The sequence below is a fragment of the Candidatus Hydrogenedens sp. genome, from assembly GCA_035378955.1.
Taxonomy (GTDB): Bacteria; Hydrogenedentota; Hydrogenedentia; order Hydrogenedentales; family Hydrogenedentaceae; genus Hydrogenedens.
On record DAOSUS010000001.1, the window covers coordinates 60,433 to 72,599 of the forward strand.

At 37.7% G+C, this 12,167-nt stretch carries 9 protein-coding genes; 5 read left to right on the top strand and 4 right to left on the bottom strand.

Annotated features, from left to right (window positions below; genetic code table 11):
- Window positions 1-18: 18 nt before the first annotated feature.
- Window positions 19-2,529 (top strand): response regulator, encoded by a 2,511-nt coding sequence (locus PLA12_00225; GenBank protein ID HOQ30915.1) that lies wholly within the window; start codon window positions 19-21, stop codon window positions 2,527-2,529.
- A 59-nt stretch (window positions 2,530-2,588) separates the two neighbouring features.
- Here the strand turns inward: PLA12_00225 and PLA12_00230 are convergent, their stop codons facing one another.
- Window positions 2,589-2,987 carry a hypothetical protein gene (locus PLA12_00230; protein HOQ30916.1) on the bottom strand — a complete coding sequence of 133 codons (399 nt, stop codon included), beginning with the start codon at window positions 2,985-2,987 and terminating at the stop codon, window positions 2,589-2,591.
- 183 nt (window positions 2,988-3,170) lie between these two features.
- On the opposite strand from PLA12_00230, the gene PLA12_00235 reads away from it, so the two are divergent.
- Window positions 3,171-3,659: a PTS sugar transporter subunit IIA gene (locus PLA12_00235; protein HOQ30917.1), complete on the top strand. Its 489-nt coding sequence runs from the start codon at window positions 3,171-3,173 to the stop codon at window positions 3,657-3,659.
- 8 nt (window positions 3,660-3,667) lie between these two features.
- Complete coding sequence (locus PLA12_00240; protein HOQ30918.1) at window positions 3,668-5,326, top strand: tetratricopeptide repeat protein; 1,659 nt, start codon at window positions 3,668-3,670, stop codon at window positions 5,324-5,326.
- 27 nt (window positions 5,327-5,353) lie between these two features.
- Here the strand turns inward: PLA12_00240 and PLA12_00245 are convergent, their stop codons facing one another.
- From PLA12_00245 to PLA12_00255, 3 genes are all read right to left on the bottom strand, one after another.
- Window positions 5,354-6,169, bottom strand: a complete 816-nt coding sequence (locus tag PLA12_00245) for a PIG-L family deacetylase (GenBank protein ID HOQ30919.1) — start codon at window positions 6,167-6,169, stop codon at window positions 5,354-5,356.
- Window positions 6,170-6,365: 196 nt separating this feature from the next.
- Entirely contained in the window at window positions 6,366-7,472 is a 1,107-nt protein-coding gene (gene dnaN, locus PLA12_00250; GenBank protein ID HOQ30920.1) for a DNA polymerase III subunit beta, read from the bottom strand.
- 275 nt (window positions 7,473-7,747) lie between these two features.
- Window positions 7,748-9,712 (bottom strand): ATPase, T2SS/T4P/T4SS family, encoded by a 1,965-nt coding sequence (locus PLA12_00255; GenBank protein HOQ30921.1) that lies wholly within the window; start codon window positions 9,710-9,712, stop codon window positions 7,748-7,750.
- Between the two features lie 188 nt (window positions 9,713-9,900).
- Between PLA12_00255 and PLA12_00260 the strand changes: the two genes are divergently transcribed.
- Both PLA12_00260 and PLA12_00265 read left to right on the top strand, forming a co-directional pair.
- A complete protein-coding gene (locus PLA12_00260) occupies window positions 9,901-11,715 on the top strand; it encodes a carbamoyltransferase (GenBank protein ID HOQ30922.1) in 1,815 nt (604 codons plus the stop codon).
- A 5-nt stretch (window positions 11,716-11,720) separates the two neighbouring features.
- Complete coding sequence (locus PLA12_00265; protein HOQ30923.1) at window positions 11,721-12,134, top strand: SxtJ family membrane protein; 414 nt, start codon at window positions 11,721-11,723, stop codon at window positions 12,132-12,134.
- Window positions 12,135-12,167: the final 33 nt, after the last annotated feature.

Sequence of the window (12,167 nt, forward strand, 5' to 3'; positions counted from 1 at the left end):
TTTTAATCACGAGTGCCTATGAAAAAGAAACCTTCAACAGAAAAAGAATCCCTATCAGAATTAGAAGAAGCAGAAAATTCTGAGGTAGATAATAGCGGAAGTTCCATAAATACTTCTTCCGAAAATACGCCATTTTCATCTAAATTGTATCGTGTGCTTTCTGTTCAACCTCAACAAGGACCTCATCAATCCCTTTTCCCAGCAATATTAGAACATCTTCCCGAATGCCACATTGACCGCGTATATTCTGTAAAAGAAGTGATGGACTATATAAAGGTCTTTGTGCCGGATTGTTTGATTATTGATTGCACTCTCGGAGATGAATCCTGTCTTACATTATGCCGGTATTGGAAAACCTCCCTAAACACTTCAAAAATCCCTATATTGCTTATTGTCAATTACGATATATCTACCTCACGTCGATGGGAATTGATGGCTGCGGGGATAGATGACTTTCTAATGTATCCTTGCGATATAACAGAATTGATAACCCGCATTCGTATCTTGCTACGAATGAAACAAGCAGAAGTGGGACTCTGGGAAACGAACCGTAGATTGATGGAACTGGCAGAAGAGCGGTCCCGTGCCTTGTTTGTATACGATTCTTTAAACCGCTTCTTATTAGATAATTGCAGTAATCCGGTATTAATCTTTGAGCTGAACGACAATATACGGGAAAGTCGTTTCCTGGATGCCAATAATTTTGTATTTCGAATGACCGGTTTTACACGCGAAGAGTTTCTCCAACTCCGCCTTCGGGATATCATTCCTAAAAATCGCATTGATGGAATACAGGGCAGAATTGAAACTATTCTCCAACATCAGCAGGTATCTTTTGAAACTGTAATTTTAGCCAAAGACGGCAGACAAATCCCGATAGAAGTTCAAGCACAGAGTTTTAATACAGACAACCAGCCCTGCATCATCGCCATAGGACAACCTTTAGAAGACACGCAAAGCATCACTTCAGAGCGTGTTTCTGAAAGTATTTCTCGCTATCGTATTTTAGCCGCACAAACCGGTATGATGATTTATGACTGCAACCTCCATTCGGGTAAAGTTAAATGGGGAGGAGCCGTAACTCAGGTAACAGGCTACCTCCTGCGAGAATTAGACACAATCAATTTACAACGATGGATGGACCATATCCATATTGAAGACCTACCGCGTGTCAAGGCACATATTGAAGTAGCAAAACAGGAGATTGGAAAATTTCGTGTAGAATACCGATTGCGACATAAAAGTGGTGATTATCGTTATGTAGAAGACCAGGGTGTTGTCCTACCTGATGCGACAGGCGAAGCCTACAGAATATTAGGTTCCATAAAAGATATAACCATCCAAAAACAGGAAGAAGAAGAACGCAGAAGGGCTGAACAACAGGTTCAACATTCACAGCGATTGGAAAGTTTAGGCGTTTTAGCAGGAGGAATTGCTCACGATTTTAACAATCTGTTAGCCGTTATCATCGGTCTAACAGACATGGCCATCAATGAAGTGCCTAAAAAAACACCTCTACACGAAGACCTGAAAGAGGTATTACAGGCGGCACATCGTGCAAAAGACCTTGTAAAGCAGATTCTAACATTTAGCCGACAAACCGGCGAAGAAAGCAGTCCTTTATATTTACATGTTATTGCACGGGAAGCCCTGAAACTCCTTAGAGCAACGACTTCACCTACCATTGATATTATTGATAATGTAGATGTTCATTCCGGAGCAATTATGGGCAATCCCTCACAAATACATCAAGTTGTAATGAATTACTGCACCAATGCCATTCAGGCAATGCCCAAAGGTGGAAAATTGGAAGTGGAAGTGAGGGATGTTACCTTAGATAGCGATGCTTCACAAATCCATCCCAAACTAAAACCTGGAGCCTATGTAAAATTAACCGTGCGCGATAACGGACATGGGATGGAACCCCCTATTTTAGAGCGTATCTTTGACCCTTTCTTCACTACAAAAAAGCCCGGCGAAGGAACCGGTATGGGATTAGCTGTTGTGCATGGTATCGTAACGGCACACGGAGGAACTATTATTGTAGAAAGCAAACCAGGAATGGGCTCCACTTTCTACACTTATTTCCCGCGAATTGACAATCCTATTGTTCTTGAGAAAAAGCAAGATGAAGAACCCTTAGAAGGACAAGAGCGTATCCTCTTTGTAGATGATGAAGAATCTGTTTGTAAATTAGGAAAAAGAGTACTAACCCAATGGGGATATAATGTTGAAGTATGCCAAAATGCCTTAGCTGCTTTAGCAGTCTTTACACAAAACCCGGACCGTTTTGACCTTGTCGTAACAGACCAAGCAATGCCCAAAATGTCCGGTGAAGTTTTAGCACGATGGGTTAAAGAACTTCGTCCCGATATACCTGTAATTCTCTTCACAGGTTTCAGCGGAGAATTCTCATCCGAAGAATTATCCCGTTTAGGAATTGACGAAATCGTGATGAAGCCCATCGTAGCCCGCGACCTTGCCCGTCGAATTCGAAAAGTCTTAGACCAACAAAAGAAAACTTTCTAAAATACAAATAAAAAACCCTTTGAAAAATCTTGGGGTATTAATTTTTCAAAGGGGATTAATTACACTAATATATCTAATGAATGATTGTCTTTTTCTGCCACTTTCGGGGTTTCAATTTTTACATCTTGTTCAGATGCAGGTGCTTGTTCGGATTTCTGTTCTTCCTGCTTCTTTTCTACCTTTTGCGGTAGGAGTGCTTGATTATTAGAAGGAATTACCTCAACCTCTAATGGCTTCTCTTCTTTGGGCAGAACCAATTCCCGCGGGATAAAAATGGAACCCGTTGGTATAATGGGAACAACACCTAACCCGATGGGAAGTTCTCCCTCTTCGTAGCGGGCAGAAGTTGCATTCTCATTCTTACGGACTGCAGGTTCTTCTAATTTCTGCTCTTTTCCTGTCAGCCCGCTTACTGGCTTTACAATCCCTGTTATTATATTTTCCATCATAATGTTCATAAGCCTCATCCTTGAGTTTTCTACATATCCTTCATCTATTTTATCGGCATAATTTATATAAACTTTAGCAAAATTTTTATAATTCCATATAATAATTGTTTTTAGTAAAACTTTTTTCTTTTAAATCGTTTATAATAGGTGTAGACAAAGAACAATTAAAAAAATATATGCTGGCACTTAATTATGTCTGTAGATTTAAGAAAATATGTAAAACCAACTACTGTTTGTGTATATCGTGAGCCTCTCTCTAAACATTCTGTAATCGAAAAGATAGCAGAACTCGCCTCTATCGGTAGTGAAAACTCTGAAACATTAAAACATTTTATCGCTGGAGCTTTACAGGCACGCGAGATGTTAGGTTCAACCGCATTGACCCGTGGGCTTGCCCTGCCCCATTGTAGAGTGGAGGGTATTAACGATTTCATTGTAGGTATACTTGTTTCACCCGAAGGCGTCGCTTATGGCTCTCTTGATGGAAAATTGAGCCGAGTATTTTTTTTCATCATCGCTCCAAAAGAAAATGTAGAAGAACATCTAAATATTATGTCCGAGATTGGTGCTTTTCTTAACAAAGAAGAAAATATCATATCGTTAGCGGAAAGCAGAGACAGTGAGACCCTGTATCAGAAATTTTTAAAACTCTGGGAAAAGTATACCGAAAATCTCATTTAAAGATGACTATGGATTGCGATTCAAATTCATGTAGCATCCAGAAAGATGTAGGCATAATTTCGGGTATCAAATCCCTGATGACACATCCCCATTCAAAATGTCCTACATGGAATGCTTTTCTGATTGCAATTGTTATATCTGTATTTGGGCAGGTAGTATATTTTGATTTTATCTATTATGATGATTATCTGTATACTGTCGCCAAAGCGGAAAAGGGAAGTGTATGGACATACTCTTTTTTATCGTGGGCTATGACCTCCACTGATGATGGTTTCTGGGCACCTATAACAAAAATATCTCATAGAATAGACACACATTTATTTGGTAATAAAGCAGGTGGACACCATGCGATAAATATTTTAATTCATATTATTAACTCACTCCTTTTGTGGAGATTTCTTTGTAAAATTACTGGGGACAGATTCGTGCAATTCCTATCTGTTTGCCTGTTCGCTATCCATCCAATGCGTGTAGAGACCGTATCATGGATAGCCAGCAGAAAAGACCTACTCTGCACTCTCTTTCTTCTTCTCATGTTGTTGGAATACATTAATTGGATAGAGACAAGAAAAAAGAAATTTTACCTGCTTTCTTTCCTTTTCTTTCTTTGTTCTGCTATGTCCAAACCTATAAGTATGGTTTTCCCTTTGTTTCTTCCTGTTATAGATTTCATGTTATTAAAGAAAGAAAATTTCCCTCTTATAAAAAAACTTCTATCTTATGTCCCCTTTTTTGTTTTTTCTTTATTCCTTATATTTATAACCATCCATTCGGAGCAGGAAGCAATTATACCTGTATCTATAACTATAAAAGAAAAAGTATCACGGATAATTGTTTCTTTATCTCTTTATTTCATCCTTACCTTTTTCCCTACAACTTTGCACATCCCTTATGGAGCCGAATATTACCCTTTTTTTGGTTATACCAAAGGTATTCCTGTATATGATAGGCTTGACATTGTTATAGTCTCTGCAATTGTAGTTTTGCTTTTCATTTCGACCTGGATTTTGATAAGAAAACAATACAAGAAAAACCTACTTTCACTTGCTTTTTTCTTATTGCCTCTGGTTCCTGTGATTGGATTTATTCCATTCGGAGACCATCTTATAGCAGACCGTTTTACATATATACCGCATATAGGCTTGTGTATATTAATCTGCACATTTCTATCCGAAGTTAAAATGAAAACCTATAAAATATCCAATATTATTTTGACCCTGATAGTTATCGTCTTTTCCGTGATTTCTATATCTTATGCTTCTGTATGGGAAAATAGTGAAAAACTTTTCAGAACTACTTTGAAGTATGAACCCAATAGCTATATAGCACTTTGTAATTTAGGTAGTTCATTAGTTAAACAGGGACGATATGTAGAAGCCATTCCACACCTACAAAAGGCGATAGAAATTTATCCTTTAAGAGCAGGGCCCTATAATGACCTTGCATCTTCCTATCTTTACTTAGGCAGATATAATGCGGCTCTTTCTCTATTCGAAAAATCACTGCAAATCTCTAATCAAGACCCAGAAATATATAGTAATATTGCTTTTCTCTTCTACAAAATGGACAATTATGAAATGTCAAAGGAGTATGCAGAAAAAGCCTTAAAAATGAACGCAGAACTGGTAAATGCAAAGAAGATACTTGAATTGCTAAAAAACAGGTGAGTTTAGTAATTTACTTTCTTTCTTCTTCTACACATTTATCGGCGGAAATTCCGGCTTTATTATTTCCTGACCCAATACCATCTCTATCATTCCAAACTTTTCATAGCGGAACTGTTCTGCGTGCTTATAACCAGGAACTTTCCCCTTCTCTGCGGTATAGTCCTTTACTGCATTTGCAATGATTTGATTTCTTACATCTCTATCTACATTCGCAAAACCTGATATATCAATACCTAATGTTTCCGCCTCCAACTTTATTGAATCAAATGTAAGTTCCATTTGTGTTTCGTGCTTTAACAAAGATTCTATTTTCTTATCAATACTATCTGTAATATCAACAAAGGTAAATGCATTCTCTGGCTTTTTAGCAAACCAATACGCTTCCGAAACAAAATGAGGTGGATAAATTCCTGGTGTCCCAAAGTTTGGATTGCTACTAAAAGATATAGCCTCGTATGTTGCCATTGCTGTAACTCTATGATCTGGATGGTCCTCTCCAGCAGCAAAAGGGTCCCAACTTAAAACTATATTCGCTTTTACTTCCCTTATCATATCTATAATAATATTTCTTATATGTTTTCTTGGTATATCTTCCAATTCTCCATCTATAAAATTACCAAACCTTACCTCCCTTAACCCAAGCACCTTACCTGCTTCAATCGCCTCCTCCTTTGACCTAATAATAATCTCACTTTCCTTTAATGTATATGTTCCCTTCCTATTGTCTGTTAATATGAGTTCATAAGCAGGAAAATTGTACTCCTTCATCCATCTATACACCGTCCCTGCACACATAAACTCCATATCATCTCCGTGAGCAACAACAACAAGAACCGTTTTCATATCTGCCAAACCTTCTTTTCAATTAAATTATTAACAATTTTTCCACAAACACTGTTAATAAATCAAAAAACAATCAAAAAATCATCTACAATATGCATAAATAAAGACTTATAAATAAAAAACTTAACTAAAATAAGTAGAGATTTTAATAAAGAAACAAATAAAACTAACTTTATTCACAAGTTTTCCACAAATACTATAATTTCACAGGCATTATAATATTTATATATCTCTCATCTCCTTCCGCCTCAGGAGTTAATGGCTTTATAACACAAGGACTACCTCCATCTTTCATAGACATTACTAATTTATCTGATGTTATATGGTCAACAATATCTACCAAATATTCAATGTTAAATCCTGTTTTAACTTCATCTCCTTCATATTCAACTTCTACTGTATCTGAAAATTCACCAACTTCTGGATTTTGAACCTCTATATCCATACGACCTTTCTGGACAAGAACCTTCACAGACATAAACTTCATCGCTTCCGCCCTCCTCAAAACGGATTTCCACTCCTCCGCCTTTATTATTACATGCTTACTATAATCCCTTGGTATAACAACTTCATAATTCGGGAATGTCCCTTCTATCAAACTACTTGTTAACCTTGTTTTATTAAACACAAATGATACCCTTGATTCACCATCAAACACCTTTATATCTCCTGTCCCATCCATCTGGCTCATTAGTTCCTTCACCGTCCTCTCCGGTATCGTTATACGAACATTCCTTTTTACAGGTACACATTCCCTTTCTCTCCTAAGACTCATTCTCTTCCCATCCGTTGCAACCACAGTAAGATTTCCACCATTTATCTCAAACAAAACCCCTGTCAACGCATATCTTGATTCCTCAGTACACACTGCAAACGCTACCTTACGAAACATATCCAACAACAATGACTCCGAAATAACTATAGGTTCCACATCATCTACAAACATTACAGGTGGAAATTCATCGGGAGGCATTGTTACATATTTCACTTCTGTCCGACCACTCTTAACTACTACTGAAGTTTCACTCATAGATTTAATAATCACATCACCTTTTGGTAAATTAGAAAGCAAATTCGAAAATAGATGAGCCCTTAATGTAACCCTTCCTTCTTCTTCTATCTCACATTCATCTAACTCTTGCTCAATAGTCATCCGTAAATCTGTGCTTGTTAATTTTAATAAACCATCTTCTGCAGTTATTAAAATAGAAGATAGAATTGGTAATGATGATTTTGCAGGAACTGCGTTTCTCACCTTTGATAATGCTTCATTTAATTTTTCCTGTTTTACTGTTATTTTCATATTTTTCCTCCAACAGTTACTTTCTTCTTCTTACTTCTTATTATATTTAAAAATATCGTAGTAGTAACAGTAGTATATGTTTATTTATGGATAACTATAAAAGATTATCCTTTTTTCATATTCAAAAGCAACTTTTTATTGTTGATATGTTATGAATTTTTTTGTTGATAAATTTATCTTTTCCACAAAAGTAAAAAATAAAAAATTTTCATGTTAGTATTTTGTTAATAAAAATAAAAAAATTCACAAGAAAGTAACAACTTTTCCATAGTAAATTATAGCCTTACAACTCTTAAAAATTCTTCAGGCGTAACAATACCTTCTTTAATTTTTTCTCTACAATGGTCTGCCATTGTTTTCATTTTTGCCGTTTGTGCAATAACTTCAGGAGTAGCACCTTCTGCAATTAACTTCCTAATTTGTGGTGTAATTTCTAATATTTCAAAAATCCCCGTTCTTCCTTTATATCCAGTGTGATAACAATTATTACATCCCTTACCGTGATACAAAGTTTTCACAGTTGTAGGCAATCCAACTTCTTTAAGTATGGAAGTGCTTGGTTTATAGGGAACTTTGCATTCTTCATAAATCTTCCTGACCAACCTTTGGGCAATAACTGCTGTTAATGCACTTGAAATGAGGTAGGAAGGTATCCCCATATTCCTTAACGTATTAATAGCATCAGGTGCATCGTTAGTATGAAGCGTGCTGAATACAAGATGCCCTGTCATTGCAGCTCTTATGGCTATGTGTGCTGTTTCCGTATCGCGTATTTCTCCCACGAGGATAACATCTACATCCTGTCTCAAAGCGGCTCTTAAAGTATTCGCAAATGTAACATTAATATCTGGGTCTATCTGAACCTGATTAATGCCAGATAACTGATATTCTACAGGGTCTTCCAGAGTAACGATACTTTCAGTCATAACATTCTTCTGGTTTAGCGCCGCATAGAGGGTTGTTGTTTTACCGCTCCCCGTAGGTCCTGTGACAAGTATCATGCCATAAGGTTGTGCAATAAGTTTTATAAGGCGGCTTTGTTCTTTCTCCGATATACCCAAGTCGCCAATCCCTGATAAAACAGCCGATTGGTCTAACAATCGCAATACAACACGCTCACCTAAAAATGTAGGTAATGTTGCAACTCTTATATCCAGTTCTCTTCCTTCAACTTCAAGGTTCATGTGTCCATCCTGTGGATGTCTTGTTTCTGTTATGTCAAGGTCAGAAAGTATTTTTACACGGGATACAACGGCGTTTTGCATAGAAGGAGGAATGCTCATAACATCGTGTAATATACCATCAATACGATAACGAACACGCATTTCGGGCTCCTGAGGGTCAAGATGAATATCCGTTGCCCCTGCTTTCACCGCACCTTCAAGAATTGTTTTCACCGTATTAATAGCAGATGTCCCGGATGCTTCTTTCGCTATCTGCTCAAATCTTTTATCTACTTCATTGCTTTTCACCTCAACCTTCTTTACTTTCACATCAGCATCCATAGCCTTATCCTTTCTCTTGGGTTCTTCTACTTTCTCCACTCTTTTTACTTCTTTCATTACAGGCTTCACATCTACATTATTGTTTTCATTAACCGATGTTATTCCTCGATACCACTTTTCTATAACAGCCGTCATATCCTCAACCGCTGTTAACATAGGGTAAATTCGTTTTCCGGTGAGTACAGATAAGTCCTTTGTCTTTTGAACATTCTGTGGTGTAGAGATAAGAACGCTCACTTTATCTCCTTCAACATATATAGGAAGTACTTGATAACGACGAGCCAGAGCCTCTGAAATCGTGTTCAATGCGGCAGGGTCTGGTTTTACCGTTCGTATATCCACATATTCAAGATTATGTTGTTTTGCAAGTGTTTTGCTTATATCTTCTCTGGTGACATACCCAAGTTCGAGAAGAATATTTCCTAACAAACGGTTCGTTCGCTTCTGCACCCGAAGTGCTTCCTCTAACTGCCCTTTTGTAATTACACCATCATCAAGAAGAGCCATACCTAAAGATTTATGCTTTTCTTGTGTATCCTTCGAATGCCATTCATAGCGGAGGACATCCTCAATAACCGAGAAGGTAACCTTTCCCATCTGAATAAGTTGTTTATGCCAGGGAACACCGCTGGTCTTTTCTCGTTCACGGACCCTTTCTAACTCCTCCTGAGTGATATACTCACCTTTTACAAGACCTTCTGCTATCCTGTTTTCGTTGTTTCTTTCATCGGACATATTTCCTGCTCCCACATGATTACAAAACAAATTTAATCATATCAATGGTTGTATTAAAAGAAATTATATATGCAATATACAAATTATAGAAGAAAAAAGTCAAGAATTTTTTTGTTATTATATTATCTTATTGCAAAACGGCATGAATAATCAGTAATATTCTTACAGAATTTTTATAAGGACTGGTAATGAAGATACTCGGAATTTCTGCATTTTATCATGACAGTGCCGCAGCATTACTTATTGATGGCGAAATTATCGCCGCTGCACAAGAGGAGCGGTTTACACGAAAGAAGCATGACCCGCGCTTTCCCAAAAATGCGATTGAATATTGCTTAAAAGAAGGAAATATTGGAATATCCAATATTGATTGTATCGCCTTTTACGATAAGCCTTTTCTAAAATTTGAACGATTGCTAATGACCTATCTCGGCACTGCTCCTGCGGGTATATCCTCTTTCTTTGTTCAAATGCCCTCGTGGCTTTCTGAAAAATTAAACATGCGAGGAACCATTCGAAGAGAATTGAATTATGAAGGAGAAATATTATTTTCAACACATCACCTATCCCATGCAGCGTCCGCATTTTATCCAAGTCCCTTCGAAGAAAGTGCTATCATCACTTTAGATGGCGTTGGAGAATGGGCGACATCTGCCTATGGTATCGGTCAGGGGAATAAGATAAAGTTATTAAAGGAAATTCGTTTTCCACATTCCTTAGGATTGCTTTATTCTGCCTTTACCTATTTTACAGGTTTCAAAGTAAATAGTGGCGAATATAAATTGATGGGGCTGGCTCCTTATGGAGAACCGAAGTATGTAGATGTGATAAAGAGAGAACTTGTGGATATACATGAGGATGGTTCGTTCCGCCTCAATCTGAAATATTTTGATTACTGTGCCGGTTTGAAAATGACTAACAATCGGTTTGCTAAACTTTTTGGTGGTCCTCCACGAAAGCCGGAATCAAAGATTACACAAAGGGAAATGGATTTAGCAAAATCCATACAAATCGTTACGGAAGAGATTGTCCTGAAAATTGCAAGACATGTGTATAAAGAAACAGGTTTGAAAAAGTTAGCCATGTCCGGCGGTGTTACACTTAATTGTGTGGCAAATGGTAGATTGTTGCGGGAAGGACCTTTTGAGGAAATCTGGATACAGCCCTGTGCCAGTGATGGAGGCAATGCGTTAGGTTGTGCTTTATTGGCGTGGCATCAAGTCTATGGCAAAGAACGCATAGCCCACTCACGCCGACAAAAAGCCAGTTACTTAGGTCCTTCGTTTTCCGATGAGGATATTGAAAAGTTCCTAAAAGAGGAAAACATTCCTTACGAAAAACTTTCAGAAAAAGAGATTGCAACACGCGTTGCTCAACTTATAGATGAAGGGAAGGTGGTGGGTTGGTTTCAGGGGCGAATGGAATTCGGTCCGCGTGCCTTGGGAGCAAGAAGTATTTTGGGTGATGCCCGTTCTCGGGAAATGCAATCTGTGCTAAATCTTAAAATAAAATTCCGTGAATCGTTTCGTCCGTTTGCTCCTACCGTATTATACGAACATGCCGATGAGTATTTTGAACTAAATGGCGTAGAAAGTCCGTATATGTTGTTGGTTGCGAATGTTCGAAAAGAACGCCTGCGTGAACTCACAGAGGAAGAAAAGAAAGCCACAGGATTTGATAAATTAAAGGTAATTCGTTCGGACATTCCTGCGGTTACACATGTGGATAATTCTGCTCGTATACAGACCATTCGCCGAGAAGACCATCCGCGATATTATGACATGATAAAAGCCTTTTATGAAAAAACAGGGTGTCCTGTTATTATCAATACCTCTTTTAATGTTCGGGGTGAACCTATCGTATGCACACCTAAAGAAGCATATACTTGCTTTATGAGAACCAATATGGATTACCTTTGCATGGGTTCATTCCTTCTGGATAAAACAAAACAAAAACCGTGGAAAGATGAAGTGGACTGGAAAAAAGAATTTGAATTGGATTAAGTAATATGGCTTTAAAGATGGATTATACCGACAAAAAAGAACAGCGTAAATTTGGTTTGCTTGTTGGTGCCGTTTTTATCATAATCGGTGCCTTACGCTGGGCTATTCATGGCTTTATTGGGATACCTTATATATGGTGGGGTATTGGAGGAACCTTAATTCTTTTAGGTATCCTCTTCCCGAAAATCCTGCAACCTGTTTTCTTCCTGTGGATGAAATTAGCAGAAGCATTAAACTGGGTAATGACACGGCTTTTTTTGTTGGTTACTTTTTATCTTGTCATCGCTCCCATAGGTATCCTTTATCGCTTGTTTAAAGAAGACCCTTTGAACCGCCAATGGCTTTCTAAGGATGAAACCTACTGGAATGAGGTGGAAATGCAACCTGAAAATATAGATGAATTTCGCAGGCAATTTTAATTTAACATACAACCTAACAGGATAGGAGGTACT

Bases quoted from the DNA above. Each gene is read 5' to 3' on its own strand.
- PLA12_00255 (HOQ30921.1), bottom strand. From the start codon at position 9,712: ATGTCCGATGAAAGAAACAACGAAAACAGGATAGCAGAAGGTCTTGTA.
- PLA12_00245 (HOQ30919.1), bottom strand. From the start codon at position 6,169: ATGAAAACGGTTCTTGTTGTTGTTGCTCACGGAGATGATATGGAGTTT.
- PLA12_00240 (HOQ30918.1), top strand. From the start codon at position 3,668: ATGGATTGCGATTCAAATTCATGTAGCATCCAGAAAGATGTAGGCATA.
- PLA12_00225 (HOQ30915.1), top strand. From the start codon at position 19: ATGAAAAAGAAACCTTCAACAGAAAAAGAATCCCTATCAGAATTAGAA.
- PLA12_00235 (HOQ30917.1), top strand. From the start codon at position 3,171: ATGTCTGTAGATTTAAGAAAATATGTAAAACCAACTACTGTTTGTGTA.
- PLA12_00265 (HOQ30923.1), top strand. From the start codon at position 11,721: ATGGCTTTAAAGATGGATTATACCGACAAAAAAGAACAGCGTAAATTT.
- dnaN (HOQ30920.1), bottom strand. From the start codon at position 7,472: ATGAAAATAACAGTAAAACAGGAAAAATTAAATGAAGCATTATCAAAG.
- PLA12_00230 (HOQ30916.1), bottom strand. From the start codon at position 2,987: ATGAACATTATGATGGAAAATATAATAACAGGGATTGTAAAGCCAGTA.
- PLA12_00260 (HOQ30922.1), top strand. From the start codon at position 9,901: ATGAAGATACTCGGAATTTCTGCATTTTATCATGACAGTGCCGCAGCA.